This is a genomic window from Streptomyces sp. NPDC059371 (genome assembly GCF_042751995.1).
In the GTDB taxonomy this organism is placed as follows: Bacteria; Actinomycetota; Actinomycetes; order Streptomycetales; family Streptomycetaceae; genus Streptomyces.
Genome location: NZ_JBHYXD010000019.1, coordinates 29,924 through 54,176 on the forward strand (window position 1 = coordinate 29,924; position 24,253 = coordinate 54,176).

The window sequence follows — 24,253 nt, forward strand, 5'->3', positions numbered from 1 at the left end:
ACCCCGGGCTCGGACGTCTCAGGCCGGCTCCTCGGTGACGTGCGAGTCGGTGAGCGTGAGTGCGCCGCCGGCCGCGATCAGGCCGACGACGACCGCCAGCACGGCGTAGGTGATCCGCTCGCCGTGGAAGAACGACGCCACCAGGGAGTCGCTCCAGGTGCCCGCGGGCAGCCGGGTGGTGACCAGCGCGGCGATGAGGGTGCCGACCACGGCGGTGCCGATGCTGTTTCCGACCTCCTGGGCGGTGTCGTTGAGCGCCGCGCCGATCGACGTGCGGTTGCCCGGCATCGCGTCGACGAGCGCGATGGCGCAGATCGTCATGACGGTGCGCAGTCCGACGGTCATGACGACCATGCAGACCGCGATCGCGCCGTAGCCGCGGTCGATGCCCCAGGACAGCCCCGCGAGTGAGCCGGCCAGGCAGGCGGCGCCGACCAGGCAGGCGATGCGGTGGCCGAACCTTGCCGCGAGCCACTCGGACAGGGGAGTCGCGACGACCATGGTCACGATCATCGGCAGGTTCGCCAGGCCGGCCCGTACGGGGCTCCACCCGAAGGCGTACTGGAAGTGGAGGATCAGCCCGAACATCACGGCGGCCATCGCGATGGCCGTGCCGATCTGCGCGATGGCGGCGCCGCGGACGGTGCCGTCGGAGAAGAGGCGGAGGTCCAGCATCGGCGACGCGCTGCGGCGCTCGTGCCACACGAACGCGATCCCCGCGATGACGGCGCCGAGGACCGACGCGAGGGTGGTCGTGGAGAGCCAGCCGTGCTCGACGCCGCTGGTCAGCGAGTAGCAGGCGAGGCCGATGGCGGTGACGCTCAGGACCGCGCCGGGCAGATCGAGCTTGTCGTGGGTCAGGTCCTGCGGCCGGTCGGCCGGGACACCGAGGCGGACGCCGATGGCCGCGATCAACGCGATCGGGGCATTGACGACCAGGAGCCACTGCCACCGGAAGTGGGCCAGGGCGGTGCCGCCCAGCAGCGGGCCGAGGACGAAGCCGGACATGCCGACGACGATCATCAAGGTCATCGCGCGCATGCGCAGCGCCTTGTCGTCGAACAGCCGGAAGACCAGCGAGTTGGTGATGGGCGCCATCGCCGCCGCGGCGATACCGAGGCCGGCCCGCAAAGTGATGAGCTGCCCCGCGGTGGTGACCGCGACGACGGCCAGGCTCAGCAGGCCGAACACCGCCAGGCCGGCCAGCAGCACACGTCGGCGCCCGAGACGGTCGGCCATCGATCCCGCCGTCAGCAGCAGTCCGCCGAACGTCAGCGAGTACCCGCCGGTGACCCACTGCAGCGCGGTCGTGCTGCTGTCGAGGTCCCGGCCGATCGTGGGCAGCGCGATCGAGAGCAGGGTGTTGTCGACCATCTCGACGAAGAAGGCCAGGCAGAGCGCGGCCAGGGGAATCCACGCCGCGCGCAGGGACGGATAGGTGCGCGATGCGGCGGGCGCTGGGGCGGTCGTGGTCATGGCGGCCTCCTCTCGGAACGCCGTCGGCTATAGAACGACGTTCGACAATGGAACGATGTTCGACAATAGAACGAGGTTCGATGATGGCGCAAGCTGTGATTGGATGGACGTCATGACAGGCCCGCGACCACGACCCGCCGATCGCCCTTCGCGAGGACGTCAACGGGCCTCGCACTCCATCGAGGCCGTTCTCGGCGCGGCCGTGGCCCTGCTCGACGAGGCGGGCGAGCCGGCGCTGACCCTCCGCGCCCTCGCGACCCGGCTCGGCACCGGCGTCGGCAGCATCTACTGGTACGTCTCGGGCAAGGACGACCTGCTCGACCGGGCCATCGACCACGTGCTCGACGGGGTGCTGACCGCCGTCGAGGGGCAGACCGGCAGCGACGACCCGATCGACGACCTGCGCGTGATGGCCGTCACGCTGTTCGACGCGGTCGCGGACCGGCCGTGGCTGGGCGCGCACTTCATGCGCCGCACCGACGTCCAGGGCAACTCGTTGCGGCTTTTCGAGAAGCTGGGGCAGCAGACTCTTCGACTCGAACTCACGCCGCTCCAGCGGTTCCACGCCGTGTCGGCGATCGTGGGCGTCGTCGTCGGCAACGCCGCCGAGATGGGGCAGGAGCCGCCCCCGGAGGTGCTCGACGGCGTCATGGACCGCGACGAGTTCCTCGGCCGCTACACCGAGACCTGGCGTGCGCTCGACTCGAAGGAGTTCCCGTTCGTGCACGAGATCGTCGAGGAGTTCGACGGGCACGACGACAAGGAGCAGTTCCTCGCCGCGCTGGACCTGACCCTGGCGGGCCTCCGCCTCCAGGCCGGAGCCTGACGCCGCCTGCCCGTACGCATCGGCGCTGCCGATGGGGGCATCGGCGGGACGCCCCGGTGGACCGTGGCCCGGCCGCGGGTCCCGCTCCTTATCTTCGGCACATGACCTCAGCCACCGCAGACGAGAACAAGGGCATCGCCCAGCTCACCGCCGCCATGATGCTCTCCGGGACCCTCGGCGTCTTCGTCGTCGAGTCCGGGGCCCCGCCGTTCGACGTCGTCTTCTTCCGCGTCCTGTTCGGGCGTCTCCCCGGCCGACTTCGCGCACGGAGGCGCGTATCTCACCGGCGTCGGACAGGCGCTCCTCCTACGGTCTTTCCACCTTGCCTTTCGGGCAGGGCGCCCGGTCCTTCAGGGGCGGGGTGAATGCCCGTTCCTGCGGAGCGGGTCGAGGGAGGCCGAATCGCTGCCAAGAAGATGCGGCGTCTTGGGCGAGCCGGTGGCGAGGCCGACCTCAGGACTCCTCGTCGGACCTGCTCTGCTCCTCGCGGCGCTTCAGTTCCTCCTCGCGGCGGCGCAGGTCGGCCTCCCAGTCCTTCAGGAGGGACTCGTCCTTGCGATTCTCGGCCTTGAGGGATTTGAGGAACTCGGGGTTGTCGTCAGGGGCGACGAACGTCGTCCGCTGGTTGCGGTGCCACTCGGAGGGCGTGGAACCGCCCGCGGGACCCCGGCGGTTGCGGCCCGCGACCAGCCAGGCGACCGGACCGACCAGCACCTCGCCGAAGAGCAGGATGATGATGACCCAGACCACCTTGGGCAGGCCTCTGACCTCCTCCTCCGGCGTGTTCAGGCAGTCGACGAAGGCGTAGATCCACAGCGCCAGGACCAGCAGGAAGGGCAGATACCTGAGCATGGCCGAACGATCCCCCAGTGAGCGACGGCGGGGCGGCACGGGCCCCCCGGTGACGGGCACAGATTAGCGGGTGGCCGATACTTGGACACATGGCTTACGACGATCTTCGCTCCCTGCTCAGGGCGCTGGAGCGCGAGGGAGACCTCAAGCGCATCAAGGCCGAGGTGGATCCGTACCTGGAGGTCGGGGAGATCGTCGACCGGGTACAGAAGTCCGGCGGGCCCGCGCTCCTCTTCGAGAACGTGCGCGGGTCGGCGATGCCGCTCGCGATGAACGTCTTCGGCACCGACCGCCGCCTGCTGAAGGCCCTCGGGCTGAAGTCGTACGGCGAGATCTCCGAGAAGATCGGCGGACTGCTCAGGCCGGAGCTGCCGCAGGGCTTCGTGGGCGTGCGCGAGGCCTTCGGGAAGCTCGGCGCGATGGCGCACGTACCGCCGAAGAAGGTCAAGGACGCGCCGGTGCAGGAAGTGGTGCTGCGGGGCGAGGACGTCGATCTCGACGCGCTGCCCGCGCTGTTCACCTGGCCCGAGGACGGCGGCTCCTTCTTCAACCTCGGGCTCACCCATACCAAGGACCCCGAGTCCGGCATCCGCAACCTCGGTCTGTACCGGCTCCAGCGCCACGACAAGCGCACCATCGGCATGCACTGGCAGATCCACAAGGACAGCCGGAACCACTACCAGGTCGCGGCCCGCAAGGGCGAGCGGCTGCCCGTGGCCATCGCCTTCGGCTGCCCGCCCGCCGTCACGTACGCCTCCACCGCCCCGCTGCCCGGCGACATCGACGAGTACCTCTTCGCCGGGTTCCTCCAGGGCAAGCGGATCGAGATGGTGGACTGCAAGACCGTTCCGCTCCAGGTGCCCGCGAACGCCGAGGTCGTCCTGGAGGGCTGGCTGGAGCCGGGCGAGATGCTGCCCGAGGGGCCGTTCGGCGACCACACCGGGTTCTACACCCCGCAGGAGCCGTTCCCGGCGCTGACCATCGACTGTGTGACGATGCGCCGGCGCCCGCTGCTCCAGTCCATCGTGGTGGGCCGGCCCCCGACGGAGGACGGTCCCCTCGGCCGGGCGACGGAGCGGTTCTTCCTCCCGCTGCTGAAGATCATCGTCCCGGACATCGTGGACTACCACCTGCCGGAGGCGGGCGGTTTCCACAACTGCGCGATCGTCTCGATCGACAAGAAGTACCCGAAGCACGCCCAGAAGGTGATGCACGCCGTCTGGGGGGCACACATGATGTCCCTGACGAAGCTGATCGTGGTCGTCGACGCGGACTGCGACGTCCACGATCTGCACGAGGTGGCCTGGCGCGCGCTCGGCAACACGGACTACGGACGTGACCTCACCGTCGTCGAAGGCCCGGTCGACCACCTCGACCACGCCTCCTACCAGCAGTTCTGGGGCGGCAAGGCGGGCATCGACGCGACGAAGAAGTGGCCCGAGGAGGGCTACACGCGGGACGGCGGCTGGCCCGAGATGGTGCTGTCCGACCCGCAGACGGCGGCGAAGGTCGACCGCCGTTGGAAGGAGTACGGGCTGTGAGTTCAGCTTCCGCGGCGCTTCCGCAGCCGGGCCGCACCAAGGCGTTCCTGCGCCTCGTCATGATCGAGCACTCGGTGTTCGCGCTGCCGTTCGCGTACATCGCGGCGCTCACCGCGATGTTCGAGGTCGACAAGAACATCCACTGGGCAAAGCTGCTCCTGGTCACCGTCGCGATGGTGGGCCTGCGCACCTTCGCCATGGCCGCGAACCGGATCATCGACCGCGAGATCGACGCCCGCAATCCCCGTACGGCCCATCGTGAACTGGTCACCGGCGCGATGACCGTGAAGCACGCCTGGACGGGGGCGCTGGTCGCCCTGGTCGTGTTCCTCGGCGCCGCCGCCCTGCTCAACCCGCTCTGCCTGGCGCTGGCGCCCATCGCGGTCATCCCGATGGTCGTCTACCCGTACGGCAAGCGGTTCACGAACTTCCCGCAGGCCATCCTCGGTCTCGCCCAGGCGATGGGCCCGGTCGGCGCCTGGATCGCCGTCACCGGCACCTGGTCCTGGGACGCGGTCGTCCTCGGCCTCGCGGTCGGTGTCTGGATCGGCGGCTTCGACCTGATCTACGCCTGCCAGGACGTCGAGACCGACCGCGAGATCGGTGTGATGTCCGTGCCGGCCCGGTTCGGCATCCCGGCCGCGATCCAAGGCGCGCGGGCCTGCCACGCGGTGACGACGGCGCTCTTCGTCTGGTACGGAGTGGCCACCGGCGCCGGCGCCTTCTTCTGGCTGGGCCTCGTGATCGTCGCGGGCGCGTTCCTCTACGAGCACTCCATCGTGAAGCCGCACGACCTGAGCCGGCTGAACCGGGCGTTCTTCCAGGTCAACGGCTTCATCGGGATCGCCCTGTTCGTGTGCGCCCTGCTCGACCTGCTGGTGCGCGGGCTGACGGTCTGAACATGGCCGGTGGCCGGATAGGCTCGACATCATGAAGCCAGGACAGACGCAGCGCCGGCCTTGGATCGTGGGGGTCTCCGGCGCGTCCGGTACGCCGTACGCGGCCGCGGTGCTGCGTTCGCTGCTGGATGCGGGGGAGAGCGTCGACCTGGTCGTCAGCAGGGCCTCACGGCTCACGCTGCTCGACGAGACCGGCCTCCCGTTCCGCGACGCCCACTGGCGGGGCGATCTGCGCGCGTGGCTGGAGCGGGGCGCCGACGGCAAGCCCGGCACCTTCGACGTCTCCGGGGAACATCTCGACGGCGTACGTCACTGGAGCGCGGGCGACCTGGCGGCGGGCCCCTCGTCGGGCTCGTACCCGGCCAAGGGCATGCTGATCGTGCCCGCCTCCACCGCCTGTGTGGCCGGAGTCGCCCTCGGCCTCTCCAAGGATCTGCTGCAGCGGGCCGCGAGTGTCACCCTCAAGGAGGGGCGCAAGCTGGTCGTCGCCGTACGGGAGACCCCGTTGAACGGGCAGACGCTGCGTCACCTGGTCTCCCTGGACGACGCGGGCGCGGTCGTGCTGCCCGCCTCGCCGGCGTTCTACGCGGGAGCCACGCACATCCAGGACCTGGTGGACTTCGTCGCCGGACGGGCCCTCGACGCGGCGGGCGTCGAACACGGCCTGTACCGCCGGTGGAAGGGCGAACTCGGGAGCGGATCCCGGGACGCCACCACCTGACCTCGCACGACCTCTCGAACTCTCACGACTTCTCAGACCTTTTCAGCGGAAGGCTCGATCGCATGGACGCGGTGGACAGGCAGCTCATCCAGGCCCTGAGAGAGAACGGCCGGGCCTCCTACGCGGAGCTGGGGCGCCTCGTCGGACTGTCGGGACCCAGTGTCACCGACCGCATCAACCGGCTGGAGGCGGCCGGCGTCATCACCGGGTACCGCGCGACGGTCGACTCGGCCTCGCTCGGTCTCGGCGTCACCGCCCTGATCGGCATCTCGCTGTCCGACGCGGCCGACCACGAGGACGTGGCCCGGCGGCTGCGCGACCTCAGCGAGATCGAGGACTGCTGGTTCATCGCGGGCGACGACTCGTTCATGCTCAAGGTGCGCTCCAGCGACGTCGACGGACTGGAGAAGACCATCCGGCGGCTGTCCGGGACCAAGGGCGTCTCCCGTACCCGTACGACGATCGTGCTCTCCACGAAGTGGGAGAACCGGGTGGGCGAGCTGCCCGAGGAGGACTAGAGGCGCCCGCGGCACGAAGGTCCTGGTGGGGGCCTTCCGCCGGAAAACCGGGGGAGTACGGTTGGCAGCGTTCGTCACAGGGAGAGGTAATCGCATGGATGTCGGGCTCAAGCGCGAGCTGGAGGACAAGGTCCGGGCCGGTGAACGGCTCAGCCGCGAGGACGGCATCGCGCTGTACGAGTCGGACGATCTGGCCTGGCTCGGCGGGCTCGCGCACGAGGTGCGCACGCGGAAGAACGGCGACGTCGTCCACTTCAACGTCAACCGTCACCTCAACATGACGAACGTGTGCACCGCGTCCTGCGCGTACTGCTCGTTCCAGCGCAAGCCGGGCGAGAAGGACGCGTACACGATGCGCATCGAGGAGGCCGTCCGCCTCGCCACGGCGATGGAGGGCGAGAACCTCACCGAGCTGCACATCGTCAACGGCCTGCACCCCAGCCTGCCCTGGCGCTACTACCCGCGCTCCCTCAGCGAGCTGAAGAAGGCCCTGCCGAACGTCTCGCTGAAGGCGTTCACGGCCACCGAGATCCACCACTTCGAGACGATCTCGGGGCTGTCGGCCTCGGAGATCCTCGACGAGCTGATCGAGGCCGGTCTGGAGTCGCTGACCGGCGGCGGCGCGGAGATCTTCGACTGGGAGGTCCGCCAGCACATCGTCGACCACCGCACCCACTGGGAGGACTGGTCGCGCATCCACCGCCTCGCGCACGAGAAGGGTCTCAAGACCCCGTGCACGATGCTGTACGGGCACATCGAGGAGCCGCGGCACCGGGTCGACCACGTGCTGCGGCTGCGCGAGCTCCAGGACGAGACCGGCGGCTTCCAGGTCTTCATCCCGCTGCGCTACCAGCACGACTTCGTGGACATGAAGGACGGCAAGGTCAGGAACCGCCTCCAGGCGCGCACCCAGATGGCGACCGGCGCCGAGGCCCTGAAGACCTTCGCGGTCTCCCGGCTGCTCTTCGACAACGTCCCGCACGTCAAGGTCTTCTGGGTCATGCACGGCGTCCAGACCGCCCAGCTCGCGCTCCAGCACGGCGCCGACGACATGGACGGCTCGGTCGTCGAGTACAAGATCACGCACGACGCGGACAACTACGGCACGCCGAACAAGCTGACCCGCGAGGACCTGCTGGACCTCATCCGGGACGCGGGCTTCCGTCCGGTGGAGCGCAACACGCGCTACGAGATCATCCGCGAGTACGACGCACCGGACCCGGCGCGCCGCGAGGCACCGCAGGCCATGCGGGTCTGACGTGGCGTTGGTCTTCGAGCTGGACCCGGCGGTCACCCCTGAGCTCCGGGACGGTGTCGTCGCCCTCTGGGTGGACGTCTCCAACGCGGGCGGCTCCGTCGGCTTCGTGCCGCCGGTGGCCGCCGGCGACGTGCGCCCCGAACTCGTGAAGCACTTCGTCGCCATGGCGGAGGGCCGCACCCGGCTGCTGGTCGGCCGGGACGAGGAGGGCGGCGTCGCCGCGACCGCCTTCCTCACGCACAACACCCACCGGCTGATGCGGCACTGGGCCTGGCTGTACACCGTGATGGTGCACCCGCGGCACCAGGGCAAGGGGTACGGCCGGGACCTGCTCGCCGCCGTCGAGGAGGCCGCGGGCCGTCTCGACGGCGTCGACGCGATACGGCTGACCTGCCGGGGCGGCGAGGGGCTTGAGCGTTTCTACACCTCCTGCGGCTACAAGGAGGTCGGGCGGGTGCCCGGCGCGATCCGGGTCGCGCCCGGCGACGACCGGGACGACATCACGATGCTGCTGCCCCTCGCCGTCCGCGGCTGAGGACCCGCTGCAAGATCGCTGTCCGGGCGTGCTTCACTGGACGGAGTTCTTTGGGACCGTTCGGAACGGAAGAGTGGATTGAGATGTTCCGCTACACACTGATGCGCCTCGGTATCTTCGCGGGCTGCCTCGTGGTCGTCTGGGGCCTCGTCTACTCGGGCGTCGCCCCCCGCGGCCTCGGCGACTCCAACTACATGTGGGTCGTCCTGCTGGCCATGGTGATCTCCGCGCCGATCAGCTTCGTCGTCCTGCGCGGCGCGCGCGACCGCGCCTCGGCCCAGGTCGTCGCCCGTGTCGACCGCGCCAAGGCCAACCTGGAGCGCAACCGCAACCAGGAGGACGCTCTCCTGGACGAGACCGCCCAGGGCGCCCCGCACCAGGCCTCCTGACACCGCCGTGCGCCCGGCCGTGCCGCGCGCCCTCGTAGGCTTGGCGCATGGGTGCTGTGAAGAACAAGCGGATGCCCCGCGCGGTACGCGAACAGCAGATGCTGGACGCGGCCGTACGGACCTTCGGGCAGCGCGGGTACCGGGCCGCGTCGATGGACGAGATCGCCGAACTGGCGGGCGTGTCCAAGCCGTTGGTCTACCTGTACCTGAACTCGAAGGAAGACCTGTTCACCGCGTGCATCCGGCGTGAGGCCAAGGTGCTCACCGACGCGGTCCGCGCCGGAGTCCGCCCCGACCTGCCCGCCGACCGTCAACTCTGGGAAGGGCTGCGGGCGTTCTTCACGCACACGGCCGAGAACCCGGACGGCTGGGCGGTCCTGCACCTCCAGGCCCGTACGCACGGAGAGCCCTTCGCCGCCGAGGTCTTCGCGATGCGCGAGGAACTGGTCCGCTTCGTCACGCAGTTGATCGTCGTCGCCGCGCGCGAGGCACACCGCGACCCGTCGCTGCCCGCGCGGGAGGTCGCCGGGCTCGCGGAGGCGCTCGTCGGCGCCGCCGAGTCGATGGCCGCGTGGGCCAACGCCACCCCGGGCGTCTCGGCCCGGCAGGCCGCCGCCACCCTGATGAACTTCGCCTGGGCGGGACTCGGCACGCTCATGCAGGGCCGCCCCTGGTCCCCGCCGGCCCCGGTCATCCCCTCCCAGACCACCGCGGAGGTCTGACACCTCCGGCCCCCGGCACCTGTCCGTTCCGGGCGGGGCCGGGCCGCTCCGGGCGGGGTCAGGCCTGGCCCCACCGGCGCAGCGCGGGGGCCACCCGCTCACGGCCCACCCGGTAGAGGGACTTGGCGCCGCTGCGCGCGGCCCGGCGGATCACCGTGCGCACCGGACCTCCGCCGCTCGCGCCCGCCGCGAGCGTCAGCGGCCTGCCCTTCTCGTCGAGGCCGTTGCGCTCCAGGATGCCGGCGAGGTACGCCCCCGCCCGCTGCGGAGAGTAGTACGGCCGCAGTGCCGGCAGCCTGCCCGTCGCCCCGAGCGCGGCGACCCGGGCGCGGGCGGCGGCGTACGGATCGCTCTTGCCGACGCCCTGCCGTGCCGCCCAGGCCGGGTCGACGCGGGGCGCCGCGCCGGCGTCCAGGTCGTCCCAGGAGGCGAGGCAGCCCGAGTGCACGAAGTAGTGGTTGCCGTGCGCCTCGCGGACCCCGAAGTCGGTGAGGATCGCGGTCGGGATGCCGCGGTGCATCGACTCCAGGGCGGCCGTCGAGCTGACCGTCACCAACAGGTCGGTGCGGTCCAGGACTTCACCCATGTTGCCGTAGACGAGACGCAGGTTGTCCGGGACCGGCCCGGTCATCCTCTCGATGAGGAGCTGGTACGGATCGGCCTCGACGTGTGTGGTGTGCTCGCCGGGGAGGCTGCGCAGTTTCATCAGCACCAGCCGGTCGGGGTGCCGTCGCGCGTGGGTCGCCGCCCGCTCCAGCAGCTTGAGCCGGGACACCCGGCCCTTGGGCACGGACGGCTGGACGGCGAAGGTGAGTGTGAAGGGCCGCTCCGGGGACGGCGCGTACGGCTCCCCGCCGAGGAAGGGCAGGGCGCACTCCACCACCGAGCCGGGGTCGACGCCGACGCTCGCGAACGCCTCGCGGAAACGGTCCGCGTCGTAGGCGCTGTTGGCGAGGACGAGATCGGTGCCGGCCCGGGTCATCAGCCCGTCGACCATCTTCTCGTACACGACGCCGACGTATCCCGTGACGGTGACCGGCCGCCGTTCCCTCCCCTCCCACGCGATGCCCAGGCCGTGGGTGAGCGCGAGTGTGGTGCCTCCCGCGGTGGCCAGGACGAGCACGTCGGCGGCGGCGAGTTCCTCGTCGTCGACCAGCTCCGCCACCGTGACGTCGCGCCGGGTGTCCGGCTCGATGCCGATCTCCGTCAGTTGGCGCTCCGTCGGGGTGGCCCGGGTGCGCAGGAAGAGCGCGTCGAGGGCGTACTCGGGAGCGATCTGCCGGGCGACGGACGCTCCCCACTTCCAACGGGTGTCGGAGTCGGCGATGACGGCGATTCGTCTGGGGGGCATGCTTCGGTGCCTTTCCTGGCGGCGGCCGGGGTGGACCGAGGCTAGGAACGGTGTCTGAGGGTGGGATGAGGGGCTGCTTGAAGCCGCCTTGGTGCCCTGGGTGTGGACTGTGAGAGCTTTCTCAACGCGACTTCTTCACCTGCGAGTTGACGACAGCCGGGGTGCGCGGCGGGGGCTTTCGCCATGCACTGTTCGCTCGAAGTTCACGTGTCTCGCGGCCGCGGCGGGCGTACGTCGCCGGTCAGATGGACCCGTCCGTCCGAGCGGAGCTCGAACTCCGGCCCCCGCGCGGCGTACGTCACCGCCCCGGGCAGCGGCACCGGCGCCCTGAACTCGGCCCGTACATCGACCGCTTGTCCCGGACCGTACTCGGCGAGGCAGCGGGCGACCGTCCACATGCCGTGCGCGATGGCGCGCGGGAAGCCGAAGAGGCGGGCGGTGAGGGGGTGCAGATGGATGGGGTTGCGGTCCCCGGAGACGGCACCGTAGCGACGCCCGACGTCCGGACCGAGCCGCCACTCGGCGAGGGCGGGCAGCGTCCCGGAGCCCTGCCGGGGGGCGGGGTCCTGGCGGTCCTGGCGGTGCGCAGGGTCCTGGTCCCGGTCGTGGTCGTGGTTTGGGTCCCGACCGTGGTCCGGCTCCGGGTCCAGGTCCGGGCTGTGGTCGTGGTCCGGCTCCAGGTCCCGGCCGTGGTCGTGGTCCGGGTCCAGCTCCCGACCGAGGTCCAGGTCCCGATCGTGGTTGTGGTCCGGGTCCGGATTCCGGTGGTGGTCGTGGGCTTGGGCGGGGGTCTTGTCCGGGTTCCGGGGGCGGTGCCGGGCCAGGTAGGTGCTCCTCGACTCCCATACGAGCGTGCCGTGGACCCGTGCCTCGGTCAGCACGGTCGCCTCCGTGCCCCGCCGGTGCGGCGCCAGCTTCTCCACCAGCACCGCGAGTTCGTACTCCGCGTTCGCCGCGCACTCCTGGTACCGGGTGATCTCGATCGAGGTGTGCACCAGCCCGAGCAGCGGAAGCGGGAACGCGCGCCCCGCCAGGATCCGCATCGCCAGCGGAAAGGCGAGCACGTGCGGATACGTGACCGGCAGGGCGTCCGCGCCGGTCGGGAACCCGCACACCCGCTCGTACGCGGCGAGATGGGCGAGGTCGATCCGCACTCCGGAGAGAACGAGCCGGGTGGCGGGGACCGGGGCGTCCGGGCGGGGCCGCTTGAAGGGGGAGAGCAGGGCACCGCGGGCCAGCAGCGGGACGAGCGAGGGGGCGGCGTCGAGGGTGTGCGTCCGCGGCTCGGGGCGGACGGGCGGCTGGGTGCGCATCGGAGTCTCCATGCGGACGGTGAAGGTGCGGCTCTCGGCGGGCGGTGCGACGCGGGGTTCGGCGAGCGGGTGGGGGTGGTGCGGGGTTCCGCGGACGGGGGGCTGCGCGGCGGCGGGATTGTCCGGCTTCCGGGCGGGCATGAGGTGACTCTGAAGTAAGTTACCGGGGGTAAGGCTACGTCAGGGGGAGGCGTGGGTCGAGATGAGGTACGGCGATCTCCCGGGGGCGGGCTGTCCGGGGATGAGACCCGGAGCCTTCGGAGTGCCGGTGCCGGGTGGTCCGGTCCCGGGGCCACCAGGGCTGCCGACGGCGGCAGTCGTGGCCGGGCAAAGGGCACAGCTACCCCGGGTAACCCGCACTCCACCTGCGGCAATACGTCACAAACCCCACACTTCGGCGCCGTAGGATCCCCGTCTCACCGGGTTGCCGAGACCCCTGAACCCCCCACTCCCCAGGGCCGTATGAGATTTCGCGCCGCCGCGCGCTCCGCCGAGCCCGAACACGCCTTGCACCCGCCCCGGCCTCCCGGCCGACAAGGAGCCGCCCCGTGTCCAGCCCCTACTCGTCCGACTCCGCCCCTCCCTTGCCGGAGCCCGAGATCAAGCGGCTGGACGGTGTCGTGCGCGAGGTCGCGATGCCGCCGATCGCGGGCCAGGTGACGCACGGCTCCCTCGCGGACATCCCGTTCGACAACGCGGCCGCCGCTCCGCTGGAACCGGTCCTCAGCCGGAAGACCCCGGACGGCGAAGGCTGGCGGGACGTGAGCGCCGCCGAGTTCGCGGACGAGGTCCTCGCGGTGGCCAAGGGGCTGATCGCGGAGGGGCTGGTGCCGGGCGACCGGATCGCGATCATGGCCCGGACGACGTACGAGTGGACCCTCCTCGACTTCGCCGCCTGGGCCGCCGGCCTGGTCACCGTGCCGGTCTACCCGACCTCCTCGGTCTTCCAGACCCGCTGGATCCTCCAGGACTCGGGGGCTGTCGCGCTCGCCGTGGAGTCCGTGGCGCAGGCCGCCGCGCTCGGCCCCGAGCGCGCGCACATCCCCGATCTGAGGCACATGTGGGTCTTCGAGAAGGGCCATGTGGAGCGCCTCGCGGAGCTCGGCCGCGACGTCCCGGACCAGGAAGTGGCCGTACGGCGTGGGGTGCTGGGCCCGGACACCCTCGCCACCCTGATCTACACCTCGGGCACCACCGGCCGCCCCAAGGGCTGCGCCCTCACCCACGGCAACTTCTTCGCCGAGGTCGACAACGCCGTCGAACTGCTCTACCCGATCTTCAAGGCCCGCTCCCAGGACCCCGCCTCCACCCTCCTCTTCCTCCCCCTCTCGCACGTCTTCGGCCGCATGGTGGCCGTGGCCTGTCTGCGCGCGCGGGTGAAACTCGGTCACGCGCCCAGCCTCCAGACCGAGGAACTCCTCGCGGACCTGGCCTCGTTCAAGCCGACCTTCCTGCTCGCCATTCCGTACGTCCTGGAGAAGGTCTTCAACACCGGCCGCGCCACCGCCGAACGGATGGGCCGCGGTTCGTCCTTCGACCGGGCGGCCCGGATCGCCCAGAAGTACGGCGAGGCCGTCGAGGCCCGGCAGCACGGCACGGGTCCCGGCCCGAGCCGGTCCCTCCGTACCGCCCGCGCCCTCTACGACCCCCTGGTCTACCGCCGTATCCGCAACGCCCTCGGAGGCCGGGTCCGGCACGCCATCTGCGGCGGGTCCCCGCTCGGCCGCCGGCTCGCCGCCTTCTACGCGGGAGCCGGCATCGAGATCTTCGAGGGGTACGGACTCACGGAGACCACGGCCGCCGCGACGGTCACGCCCCCGCAGAAGCCGCGCCTCGGCACGGTGGGCCGGCCCCTGCCGGGCACCCGGGTGCGGATCGCCGCCGACGGGGAGGTGCTGCTGTGCGGCGCGCAGGTCTTCCGCGGCTACTGGGACCCGCACGCGGGCGGTGTCGTCGACGCGGCCCCGGACGGCTGGTTCGCCACCGGTGACATCGGAGAGCTGGACGACGGCGGCTATCTCGCCATCACCGGCCGCAAGAAGGAGATCCTGATCACCGCGGGCGGCAAGAACGTCGCTCCCGCGCCCCTCCAGGACTTTCTCCGCTCCCATCCGCTGATCGCCCAGTGCATGGTGCTCGGGGACCGCCGGCCCTTCGTCTCCGCCCTCATCACCCTCGACCCCGAGGGCGTCGCCCACTGGCGCCGGATGAACGGCAAGCACCCGGTTCCGCCCGAACTCGTCATGGACGATCCGGAGTTGCTGGCCATCCTGCAGCGCGCCGTGAACGAGACCAACCGGCATGTCTCGCGCCCCGAGTCCATCCGCCGCTTCACCGTCCTGCCCGTCGACTTCACCGAGGCGGCCGGCCACCTCACCCCGTCGATGAAGCTGCGGCGCACGGCGATCGAGAAGGACTTCGGCAGGGAGATAGAGGCCCTGTACGCGACGTAGCCCCCGCGTGACGGCGAAAGGCAGGAGCCCCGCTACCGGCTGGTGCGGGGCTCCTTGGGTACTGCTATCCGTTCCGGATCAAAGCTTTGGGCTCATGGAGCCGCAGGCTTAGAGCGGAGTGACGTTCTCCGCCTGCGGGCCCTTCGGACCCTGCGTGACGTCGAAGGAAACCGACTGGTTCTCTTCGAGCGAACGGAAACCGTTCGCGTTGATCGCGGAGTAGTGGACGAAGACGTCCGGGCCGCCGCCTTCCTGGGCAATGAAACCAAAGCCCTTTTCGGCGTTGAACCACTTCACGGTTCCGGTAGCCATAAGCCCTCCTTGGGCCCAAAGGGTTGCCCTGCTCCAGAACCTGCGATTGTGTAAACAACTGCATACGTCTGAAAACGACGAGAGCCCGCGGTCACATGCTCCGCAGGCTCTGTACTGCAAGGGAAACCAAACTGCAACTTGCGGCGAGCCTAGCACGCAGGCAGCCGAAAGCAATAGAGGCAAAGATCACGTCATCCGGACGGGTGCTTCGCACGGGTGTCAGGGGTCTGACGTGCGTTGACTCCGGGGTGTCACAACGGTTGACACGAGGCGTCGGGACGGTTTCCACCCGCACACGCCGACCCTGGAGCCCGCACGCCACCGGATGGGGTCTAGCCTCGCGATGTGGACAATTCTCGCACCCGGCCGCGCGTCGGCCACATCCAGTTCCTGAACTGCCTCCCCCTGTACTGGGGGCTCGCGAGAACGGGCACGCTCCTCGACTTCGAGCTCACCAAGGACACCCCCGAGAAGCTCAGCGAGAAGCTGGTGCGAGGGGACCTCGACATCGGGCCCATCACGCTCGTCGAGTTCCTCAAGCACGCCGACGACCTCGTCGCCTTTCCGGACATCGCCGTCGGCTGCGACGGCCCCGTGATGTCCTGCGTGATCGTCTCGCAGGTCCCTCTCGACCAACTGGACGGCGCCCGCGTCGCCCTCGGCTCGACCTCGCGCACCTCCGTGCGGCTCGCCCAGCTCCTGCTGGCCGAGAAGGTCGGGGTGCGGCCCTCGTACTACACGTGCCCGCCGGATCTGAGCCTGATGATGCAGGAGGCCGACGCCGCCGTCCTCATCGGCGACGCGGCGCTGCGCGCCAACCTGCTCGACGGACCGAAGTACGGGCTCCAGGTGCACGACCTCGGCGCGCTGTGGAAGGAGTGGACGGGCCTGCCGTTCGTCTTCGCCGTGTGGGCGGCCCGGCGCGACTACCTGGAACGCGAGCCGCTCGTCACCCGCAAGGTGCACCAGGCCTTCCTCTCCTCCCGGGACCTCTCCCTCGACGAGGTCTCCAAGGTCGCCGAGCAGGCGGCCCGGTGGGAGGAGTTCGACGAGTCCGTCCTGGAGCAGTACTTCACGACGCTCGACTTCCGCTTCGGCGGCCCGCAGCTCGAGGCCGTACGGGAGTTCGCGCGCCGGGTCGGCTCGACCACCGGGTTCCCGGCGGATGTGAACGTACGGCTCCTGCAGCCATGAGACGCCGGCCCCGGTCCCGGTCGGTTTCGGGGCCGGGGGCGCGCACGGCACTACGCTGCTGGGCAGTGTGTACGGGGGAGGGGGAACCGTGAGTGCCATGCAGCCGCTCGGAGCCGACGAACCCACGGTCGTGGGGCCCTATCGGCTGCTCGGCCGGCTGGGGTCCGGCGGCATGGGGCGCGTGTATCTGGGACGCAGCGCGGGCGGACGTACGGTCGCGGTCAAGATCGTGCATCCGCACTTCGCGCTCGACGAGGAGTTCCGCGCCCGCTTCCGCCGCGAGGTCGAGGCGGCGCGGCGGGTGGGCGGCGCGTGGACGGCGCCCGTCCTGGACGCGGACCCGGAGGCGCCGGTCCCCTGGGTCGCCACCGGCTACGCGGCCGGCCCCTCCCTGACGTCGGCGATCGCCGACGGCGGGCCGCTCCCGGCCCACTCCGCGCGCGTGCTCGGCGCCGGTCTGGCCGAGGCGCTCACCGCGGTCCACGCGCTGGGCCTCGTCCATCGTGACGTCAAACCCTCCAACGTGCTGCTCACCCTCGACGGTCCGCTCCTCATCGACTTCGGCATCGCCCGGGCCACGGACGGCACCGCCTCCCTGACCTCGACGGGGGTCTCGGTCGGCTCACCCGGCTACATGTCCCCCGAGCAGATCCTCGGCAAGGGCGTCACGGGAGCCGCGGACGTCTTCTCGCTCGGCGCGGTCCTCGCGTACGCCGCCACCGGCGAGCCGCCCTTCCCCGGTGACTCCTCCGCCTCCCTCCTCTACAAAGTGGTGCACGAAGAACCGCGACTCGAATCCCTGGAAGGCGAGTTGCGCGAGCTGGTGGCGGCCTGCCTGGCCAAGGAGCCCGCGGCGCGGCCCACTCCGGGCGAGGTGGCCGTCCGGCTCGCACCGCAGGGCGCGGCCCGGCTGGTGTCGGCGGGCTGGCTGCCGGGCGCCCTGGTCGAGCGGGTGAGCCGAAGTGCCGTACAACTGCTGAACCTTGAGGCGACGGGGGCCGCGCAGGTCACGCCCTCCGGGCCGTTGGGCTTCAGCAGCCCGTCGGTCGAGGCGGGCCGAGCGGCAGGGACCGGTGCCGGGACGGGCACCGGGGTGCCGGGTTCGGGCGGGGGCTTCGGGCCCCCTCCGCCGGGCTTCGGGCCGCCGCCCGCGATGCCTCCCTACGTACCGCGGCAGGGCCAGGACGGGACCGCCGGGCCCCAGGACGCCGTACACCGTGAGGGGACGTCGGACCCGCGCACGGCCGACCGGCCCGGCAAGCTCTCGGTCAGCGTGGCGGCGACCTCCGCGCCGGGGGCCGGCGGACAGGGCCGCAGGATGAGCTGCACGGTCGCACTCGCCGTCGCGGGAGCGCTGGCGGCGGTGACCGTGGGGTCCGCGTTCCTCTTCGACCTGCTGCCGGGCGGCGGCGCCGACGACAACGGGAGCGTCGCGGGCGGACGCCCGTCGGCGAGCCGGAGCGCCACCGGCTCCGATCCCTCGGCCAGCGCCACACGGCCGGGCTCCACGGCGAGCGCCCCGGAACCGGCCCCGACGAAGAGCGCCTCCGATCCGGGCGGCGAGCAGTCCACGATCCCTGCCTCCTACGTCGGCACCTGGGAGGGCGATGGCCTCGGCCTCAGCGGCACCCTGCCCATGGGGACCTTCCGTGTCACCGTCCACCAGGCGGCCGTGGGAGAGGAGTTGGGCACGTTCCGGCAGACCGACCAGATCGGCGGCATCTGCGACGACGTCCTCGTCCTCAAGAAGGTCACGAAGAAGCAGCTCGTCGCGACGAGCGTGGCCTCGGAGTCCAACCGGGACGTCTGCACGACGGGACGGCACGAGGTCCGGCTGACGCCCGTCGGCAGCGACCTCACGTACGAGACGGACAACCCGGAGGCGGGGGACCCGGTGGCCAGGATGACCAAGGTGGGCTGACCACGGCGCCGGCCGGACCCCGGTTCAGCCGGCCGCCGTGCTCCGGCGGGCCTTGTCGATCCTGAAGAGCACGGTGAACAGCACGGCGGTGGCGAGCACCGTCGAGAGCAGGCCGACGGCCCACACCCAGGGGTACTCGACGTGCACCCAGCAGGGCTTGCCCCGGCTGTAGCACCCGGAGTTCCAGTCGCGCCGGTGCTTGGGGCGGAAGCCCGCGAAGGCGACCACCACCCACACGAAGGAGGCGGCGACTCCGGGCAGCGAGGCGAGCACCCAGCCGAGCGAGCGCAGCGGGTTCGTCTTCCACCGCGTCCGGCCGAGGGTCGCGATCACGGCGGCCAGGCCGAGGGGTCCGGCGGCCCCGACGACGGCCGCGAAGCCGTAGCCCCCGCCCGGCCAGGCGGGGGCCGCGGAGCCCCAGAGCTCGGTCCCCAAGGTCATGATCGTGAGCGCGAACCCGATGATCGCGGCCGCCACGGTCAGAAGGGCCAGACAGCCGCCCCACGACTCCCTTCGGGACGCCTTCTCCCGCGCCTGCGCCCACGCGGACGGCCGCTGCCGCACGTGCTCGTAGCGCAGGGCCGCCCCGGCGGCCTTCCGCCGTCCGGGCTTCGCCGATCCGCTCACCCGCCCGTTCCCTCCTTCTCTCGCGCTTCTTCCGGTGGGTTGTTCCGGCGGCCTACATCGGTGTCGTCACCGTCAGCGGCTCCCCGTCGCCCAGGTGCAGCAGGCCCTTGCCGGGGGCGACGGGGCCGCCGACCATGCTGCGGTTCGTACGGATGCCGATCAGCTCACCCGCGGAGGAGTCCTGCGGGGACAGCAGGATGCCGCGGCGGCCCTTCTTCATCTCGACCTGCCAGCCGGAGAAACCGCTGCACACGTCCTCCTCGTCACCGGCGATGACCAGGCCGAGACCGCGTTCGCCGCCGCGCTGCACGATCCGCTTGAAGACCGTCTCGGCGTCGCAGTCCTCCAGGACCTCGCCGTCGTCGACCAGCACCACGATCGGCTCCTCCGGCGTCGCCGAGTCGATGGCCTCGCGCAGGTCGTCGCCCTCGATGTCGTCCTCGTCGAAGACCTTCAACACGCCCTCCTGGCCGTCCAGTTCGCGCAACGGTGACGGGCGGGGCGCCGCGACGACCAGTCGTACGCCCTGGGCCAGATACGACCGGGCCATGTTCATCAGCGTCGTGCTGCGGCCGGACTTGGCGGGGCCCGCGACGACGAACGTCGGCACGCCCTGGGAGAGGTCCGGGCCGAAGCCCCTGACGTCGTCGCCGCCGATGCCCACCAGGCTCCACAGCCGGGAGCGGGAGGCCTCCGGGTCGCGCATCTCCCAGGCGTCGGCGAAGCCGATCCGGGTGGGCAGCACGTCGACCCGGAACGGGCGCCGGGCGCGCGGCAGTTCGGCGTCCCGTGCAGCGGCGGCCTCGCCGATCGCGGTGAGTGCCGCGGCCTGGCCCTGACCGGTCGAGTCCTCCGTGAGCAGGGCGAACTGGGTCTCGGTGCCGTGCTCGTTGCGGTAACCGCGGCCGGGCGGGATCTCCTCGGGGATCTTGCGCGCGTTGACGCCGATCAGCGAGAAGTCGGAGCGGTCGGCGAGCCGCAGGGCGTACTTGTCCTCGGTGAGCGAGCCGATCCGGGCGGAGAGGATCTGCCGGTCGCCCGTCATCACCAGGTGCAGTCCGACGCTCGCGCCCTCGCGCATCATCGCGGTGAGCTGGTCGGTCAGATCGCCGTGGTCGTACTCGCCGAGCGTCGGCAGCCAGCCCTCCCACCGGTCGAGCAGCACCACGATGTGCGGGAGCCGTTCATCCGCTCCCGACGCGGCCCGCTGCTCGCCGATGTCCGCGAAGCCCTTGTCCGCCAACAGGTCCTGCCTGCGGGTCAGTTCACCCTTGAGGCGGGCGATGAGGCGGACCACGCGCTCGGTCTGGTTGCGGCCGACGACGGCGCCGCAGTGCGGCAGCCGGGCCAGCGCGTTGAGCGCGCCGTTGCCGCAGTCGATGCCGTACAGATGGACGTCGGCCACCGAGTGGGTGCGGGCCAGCGAACCCGCGATCGTCCGCAGGATCTGCGATCGTCCGCTGCGGGGTGCGCCGCCGATGAGCAGATGCCCGAAGGAGGCGAAGTCGACCACGACGGGCCGGCGGGCCTGGTCGGCGGGCAGGTCCTCGACGCCGTACGGGGCGGGCGGCAGCTTGCCCGGACCGCCGGAGAACGCGGGCGGGGTGATCTCGTCGAGCAGCAGTGTCTCGGCGAGGGCGGGCAGCCAGGGGCTGTGCTGGGGCGGGATGCCGAGGGCCCGGTTGGCCTCGCGCACGGCGTCGACCAGCACCTTGAGGTCGGTGATCTCCTCCTCCTCGCGCTGCTCGGCCTTCGGCTTGACCAGCGTGGCCCGCCCGAGGTCCGACCAGCCGAGGGGGCCCGCCCAGGGCGCGAGCGCAGCCGGATCGGCGGCACCGGGCCGGCGGCCACCGACGCGCCCCGACTGGAACGGTACGAGCGAGGCGTGCCCGAGACGGACGTACGCGCGGCCCGGTGTGTTCTTGGAGATGTGCCCGGCCTCGGGGGAGTCGATGACGTCGCTCGACTCGCCGCCGTCGGTGACGCGCAGCGCTATCCGGAGGTTGGTGTTGGCCCGGATCTCCGGCGATACGACACCGCTCGGCCGCTGGGTGGCCAGCAGCAGGTGGATACCGAGCGAACGGCCTCGCTGGGCGATGTTGACCAGACCCGCTACGAAGTCGGGCAGGTCGCGCACCATGGAGGCGAACTCGTCGATGACGATGAGGAGTCGGGGCACGGGAGCGTACGAGGGATCACGGCGTACGAGATCCTGGTAGTCCTCGATGTCCTTGGCGTCGGCGTCGGCCAGGATGTGCTCGCGCCGCTTGAGCTCCGCGCCGAGCGATTCCAGCGCACGCTCGACGAGATGGGCGTCGAGGTCGGTCACCATGCCGACGGTGTGCGGGAGTTGGACGCAGTCCTTGAACGCCGAGCCGCCCTTGTAGTCGACGAGGACGAACGTCATGTTCTCGGGGGTGTTGGCCACGGCCAGCGATGCCACGATCGTCTGGAGCAGCTCCGACTTTCCGGAGCCCGTCGTACCGGCGATGAGACCGTGCGGGCCGTCGCGCCGCATGTCGATGCCGAACGGGCCGTCGTACGACTCACCGATGACCGCCGTCGTCGACTGCCCGCCCATCCGCCAGCGCGCGCTGATCGCGTCCCCGGTCGGCGGCTCCAGTTGCAGTACGTCGAGCAGCCGGCTGGCGCCGGGCAGGGCGGAGTCCTCGGTCTCGCCGCTGATGTCGCGCAGCGCGGACAGGGCGCGCGCGAGCCGGGAGCTCCAGGCGGCCGACACGAAGTCGGGCCGTACGTCCCGTACGCGGGCGACGCCCGTCTGCTGCACCCGCAGCCGCAGTTCGAGTGCCTTGGACGTTCCGGTGGCGGAGTCGTCGGCCTCGGTGGCGTGCCAGGCGTGGAAGGAGGGGAAGCCGCCGGGGGCGGCCGGCGCGGTCCTGGCGGGCGCCTGCGCGTCCGGGTGTTCCTCGGGCTTCGGCTCCGCGATGACGATGGCCTGGCACTCGCCGGGCAGGAACCGCTCCTCGGCGTCCAGACAGATCGCGTACATGGACATGGCGGGGCCCTCGCGCAGCAGCCGCACCACACCCGGCATGGACCGCAGCCGCCGGGAGCCGTCCCAGACGACGACGATGTCCGGATCGCTGAACGAGGCCTTGTTGCCGTTCTGCTTGGCGGCCTTCTGGCGGGCGTCGAGGAGCTGGGTCAGCTCGCCGATGCGGGCGCCGACCGTCTCGGCGTCCGTGCCGATGAGAACGTTGGCGTCCTGGGCGCCGGCGGGCCTGCTGTGCGGGAGCCAGCGCACCCAGTCCCAGCTCTCCTGGCCGCTGCTCTCCGTCAGGACGTAGAACTGGACGTCCAGCGGGCTGTGCAGCACCGCGGTCTGCGCGACGGCCCAACGGCCCAGCGCCTGGGCCGAGTCACCGGGCCCGGCGATGCCGACGACACCGCGCTCCGCGAGCGGGAGGGAGACCGGTGCGTCCTCGATGGTCCAGGTGACCTGGCGCTTGTGGTCGTCCTGCTCGGGGTCGTCGAGCAGGACCTCGGACGGCAGCCGTCCGGTGCCGACGCGCAGCAGCAGATGGTCGGCGTCGGTGCGGCGCCGCTCCCACAGCCGGGTGCGCGGCCCGGTGCCCAGCGACAGCACGGTCGCCGGATCGGGGATCGCCCGGCGCCGGTCGAGGCGTTCGGCGAGCAGTGCCTCCTGGGCGTCCTTCTCGATCCGCGCCTTGTGCTCGTTGTACTCCTTGACCTGCTTGGCGTGGGACTTGCGGCCCTGCTTCTTGTCCATGAAGTAGTTGCCGAGCATGATGAGCGGGCTCAGCAGAGCCATGATCATGTAGTACCAGCGCCCGAAGACCAGCACCATGACGATGGCACTGACCAGCGGCGTCAGCGCCATCAGCCAGGGCAGCGGCCGGGCCTCGTAGTCCCGTACGGGGCTCGGCAGCCGGAACTTCGTCTCGCGCTCCGGCGGACGCAGACGCGGGGGCCGGTTGTAGTCGAGACCGGCGCCGTCCTCCGACCACTTCAGCGCGGCGTCGGGCTGGGTGTAACGGTCGAGCTGCAGAAGGGTGTTGCCGACCGCGACCTGGCCGCCGAGGGGCCAGCTCTCGTCCTCGCGCTCCTCGAAGGGTTCGCCGTCGAGGGTGACGCCCTTCTTCTCCCCGTGCACGGTGACGCCGCACGTTCCGTCCGTTGCAACTGACAACGTCAGCGCCCTTTGCGGAAGTTCGGGATCGTCGATCCGGACGTACGAGGCCGCCCCGGCGCCGATGTCGTACCGGCCGATCCCGAGCCGGTGCACGGCACCCGCCGACGGACCGCCCGCCACCCGCAGTTCGACCAGTCCGGTCGGCTCGCCGGGCAGACAGCCGGCCGGGTCGTGCAGACTCACGACGGCGCCCTCGCGCAGCGGCGAGGTGGCGATGGTCGCGGCGGGATCGACGGGATAGCCGTCCACGTACGCGACCGGCGCACCGCCGCCCGCGGCCCCCTGGTGATGGCCGATGGGGATGATCTGCGCACCGCCGCCGTAACCGACGTGCTCCGCGAGCTCTTTGGCGATGTCCCCCACCGAGGACTCGGGATCCGCGTCGAGAACCACATCGGCGGTGGCGCCGCCGAGCGGGTCGACGACGGTCAGAGTCAGCCGCACGCTCGTCCTCCCCCAGACACCGAGGGCCGCTTCCGGAACGCGGGCCACAGTGCTTCCGACCATATCCGCTCACCGCTTCCCGCAGGCAACGGCCCGTGTGAGGGAACAACGAAGGCCCCTTCCGGGAAAGGCCCTTGGTGCGCGCTCGTGACACAACCGGGGTGTGCGCCTGCAAGCGCCGTAAGTAAGCTGCTTGCTCGATGCGGACGATCGCACCATCCGCATCAGGAGCCACGGGGGTTGGCCCTGCGGCGAGTTGAAGCATGGAGGACGCCACATGGCCGGCGGCAAAGACGCGGACATCACTTACGAGAAGATGCGGCACGCTGCGAAGCGACTCGGCCACGAGAAGGAGAAGATGGAGGACAAGCTCCACGGCCTCGACAGCTACATCGACGGCCTCGTCGCCGACGGCTACACGACGTCCAAGGGCTCCCAGGCCTTCGACGACTCCTTCAAGGAGTTCACCAAGGGCATGAAGGACACCCTCGAGGGCCTCAAGGGAATGGCCAAGTTCCTGGAGGACGCGGCGAAGGCCTATGAGGATCTGGATGATCAGCTGGCTAAGGGTGTCAAGGGCTAGTACCTGCGGCGCCGACAGGTTGTGCCAGGCGGGGGGGGGCCGGGGGGCGGGGCACCACCCACCCCACAAGGGGGGGAGAGAAACGCGGGTGAGAGCGAGAAAGCGAACAACCCCCACCACACACACCACAAAACAAACGCGCAA

The 24,253-nt window shown here is 71.0% G+C and carries 20 protein-coding genes and 1 pseudogene; 14 read left to right on the forward strand and 7 right to left on the reverse strand.

Annotation, left to right across the window (positions count from 1 at the left end):
• Positions 1-18 precede the first annotated feature (18 nt).
• The gene (locus ACFXGX_RS13815; protein WP_384789492.1) at positions 19-1,476 is read right to left on the reverse strand and encodes an MFS transporter; all 1,458 of its coding nucleotides are present in this window, start codon (positions 1,474-1,476) and stop codon (positions 19-21) included.
• A 178-nt stretch (positions 1,477-1,654) separates the two neighbouring features.
• On the opposite strand from ACFXGX_RS13815, the gene ACFXGX_RS13820 reads away from it, so the two are divergent.
• Together ACFXGX_RS13820 and ACFXGX_RS13825 are read left to right on the forward strand one after the other, a co-directional pair.
• Positions 1,655-2,302 (forward strand): TetR/AcrR family transcriptional regulator, encoded by a 648-nt coding sequence (locus ACFXGX_RS13820; RefSeq protein ID WP_384789706.1) that lies wholly within the window; start codon positions 1,655-1,657, stop codon positions 2,300-2,302.
• A 155-nt stretch (positions 2,303-2,457) separates the two neighbouring features.
• A pseudogene (locus ACFXGX_RS13825) lies at positions 2,458-2,550 on the forward strand (EamA family transporter); the annotation flags it as partial.
• Positions 2,551-2,755: 205 nt separating this feature from the next.
• Here ACFXGX_RS13825 and ACFXGX_RS13830 read toward each other — a convergent pair.
• Positions 2,756-3,154, reverse strand: coding sequence for a PLD nuclease N-terminal domain-containing protein (locus tag ACFXGX_RS13830; protein ID WP_384789495.1), 399 nt, complete (start codon positions 3,152-3,154; stop codon positions 2,756-2,758).
• Between the two features lie 89 nt (positions 3,155-3,243).
• On the opposite strand from ACFXGX_RS13830, the gene ACFXGX_RS13835 reads away from it, so the two are divergent.
• The 8 genes from ACFXGX_RS13835 (at position 3,244) to ACFXGX_RS13870 (ending at position 9,737) form a co-directional block, all read left to right on the forward strand.
• Positions 3,244-4,695 carry a menaquinone biosynthesis decarboxylase gene (locus ACFXGX_RS13835; protein WP_384789498.1) on the forward strand — a complete coding sequence of 484 codons (1,452 nt, stop codon included), beginning with the start codon at positions 3,244-3,246 and terminating at the stop codon, positions 4,693-4,695.
• Positions 4,692-5,594, forward strand: coding sequence for a menaquinone biosynthesis prenyltransferase MqnP (gene mqnP, locus ACFXGX_RS13840; protein WP_384789501.1), 903 nt, complete (start codon positions 4,692-4,694; stop codon positions 5,592-5,594). Before ACFXGX_RS13835 ends, mqnP begins: the two co-directional genes overlap by 4 nt.
• 31 nt (positions 5,595-5,625) lie before the next feature.
• Complete coding sequence (locus ACFXGX_RS13845; RefSeq protein ID WP_384789504.1) at positions 5,626-6,315, forward strand: UbiX family flavin prenyltransferase; 690 nt, start codon at positions 5,626-5,628, stop codon at positions 6,313-6,315.
• 62 nt (positions 6,316-6,377) lie between these two features.
• Positions 6,378-6,833, forward strand: a complete 456-nt coding sequence (locus tag ACFXGX_RS13850; RefSeq protein WP_037627278.1) for an Lrp/AsnC family transcriptional regulator — start codon at positions 6,378-6,380, stop codon at positions 6,831-6,833.
• A 94-nt stretch (positions 6,834-6,927) separates the two neighbouring features.
• Positions 6,928-8,091 (forward strand): aminofutalosine synthase MqnE, encoded by a 1,164-nt coding sequence (mqnE, locus tag ACFXGX_RS13855; protein ID WP_384789508.1) that lies wholly within the window; start codon positions 6,928-6,930, stop codon positions 8,089-8,091.
• A gap of 1 nt (position 8,092) precedes the next feature.
• The gene (locus ACFXGX_RS13860; RefSeq protein ID WP_384789511.1) at positions 8,093-8,626 is read left to right on the forward strand and encodes a GNAT family N-acetyltransferase; all 534 of its coding nucleotides are present in this window, start codon (positions 8,093-8,095) and stop codon (positions 8,624-8,626) included.
• An 83-nt stretch (positions 8,627-8,709) separates the two neighbouring features.
• Entirely contained in the window at positions 8,710-9,015 is a 306-nt protein-coding gene (locus ACFXGX_RS13865; protein WP_384789514.1) for a DUF4229 domain-containing protein, read from the forward strand.
• A 47-nt stretch (positions 9,016-9,062) separates the two neighbouring features.
• On the forward strand, positions 9,063-9,737 hold the full coding sequence (locus tag ACFXGX_RS13870; protein ID WP_384789517.1) for a TetR/AcrR family transcriptional regulator: 675 nt from the start codon (positions 9,063-9,065) through the stop codon (positions 9,735-9,737).
• Positions 9,738-9,795: 58 nt separating this feature from the next.
• Here ACFXGX_RS13870 and ACFXGX_RS13875 read toward each other — a convergent pair whose 3' ends face one another.
• Complete coding sequence (locus tag ACFXGX_RS13875) at positions 9,796-11,088, reverse strand: DUF6716 putative glycosyltransferase (protein WP_384789520.1); 1,293 nt, start codon at positions 11,086-11,088, stop codon at positions 9,796-9,798.
• A 203-nt stretch (positions 11,089-11,291) separates the two neighbouring features.
• Positions 11,292-12,401 (reverse strand): MaoC/PaaZ C-terminal domain-containing protein, encoded by a 1,110-nt coding sequence (locus ACFXGX_RS13880; protein WP_384789709.1) that lies wholly within the window; start codon positions 12,399-12,401, stop codon positions 11,292-11,294.
• Between the two features lie 548 nt (positions 12,402-12,949).
• On the opposite strand from ACFXGX_RS13880, the gene ACFXGX_RS13885 reads away from it, so the two are divergent.
• Positions 12,950-14,854, forward strand: coding sequence for an AMP-dependent synthetase/ligase (locus ACFXGX_RS13885; RefSeq protein WP_384789522.1), 1,905 nt, complete (start codon positions 12,950-12,952; stop codon positions 14,852-14,854).
• 108 nt (positions 14,855-14,962) lie between these two features.
• On the opposite strand, the gene ACFXGX_RS13890 is transcribed toward ACFXGX_RS13885, so the two are convergent.
• Positions 14,963-15,166: a cold-shock protein gene (locus tag ACFXGX_RS13890; protein WP_037627265.1), complete on the reverse strand. Its 204-nt coding sequence runs from the start codon at positions 15,164-15,166 to the stop codon at positions 14,963-14,965.
• Positions 15,167-15,511: 345 nt separating this feature from the next.
• Between ACFXGX_RS13890 and ACFXGX_RS13895 the strand changes: the two genes are divergently transcribed.
• Positions 15,512-16,360 (forward strand): menaquinone biosynthesis protein, encoded by an 849-nt coding sequence (locus ACFXGX_RS13895; protein WP_355762557.1) that lies wholly within the window; start codon positions 15,512-15,514, stop codon positions 16,358-16,360.
• 97 nt (positions 16,361-16,457) lie between these two features.
• Positions 16,458-18,281: a serine/threonine-protein kinase gene (locus ACFXGX_RS13900; RefSeq protein ID WP_384789712.1), complete on the forward strand. Its 1,824-nt coding sequence runs from the start codon at positions 16,458-16,460 to the stop codon at positions 18,279-18,281.
• Between the two features lie 24 nt (positions 18,282-18,305).
• On the opposite strand, the gene ACFXGX_RS13905 is transcribed toward ACFXGX_RS13900, so the two are convergent.
• Both ACFXGX_RS13905 and ACFXGX_RS13910 read right to left on the reverse strand, forming a co-directional pair.
• On the reverse strand, positions 18,306-18,908 hold the full coding sequence (locus ACFXGX_RS13905) for a hypothetical protein (RefSeq protein WP_384789525.1): 603 nt from the start codon (positions 18,906-18,908) through the stop codon (positions 18,306-18,308).
• A 52-nt stretch (positions 18,909-18,960) separates the two neighbouring features.
• Positions 18,961-23,526, reverse strand: a complete 4,566-nt coding sequence (locus ACFXGX_RS13910; RefSeq protein WP_384789528.1) for an FtsK/SpoIIIE domain-containing protein — start codon at positions 23,524-23,526, stop codon at positions 18,961-18,963.
• A gap of 277 nt (positions 23,527-23,803) precedes the next feature.
• On the opposite strand from ACFXGX_RS13910, the gene ACFXGX_RS13915 reads away from it, so the two are divergent.
• Positions 23,804-24,109, forward strand: coding sequence for a WXG100 family type VII secretion target (locus tag ACFXGX_RS13915; protein ID WP_078943692.1), 306 nt, complete (start codon positions 23,804-23,806; stop codon positions 24,107-24,109).
• Positions 24,110-24,253: the final 144 nt, after the last annotated feature.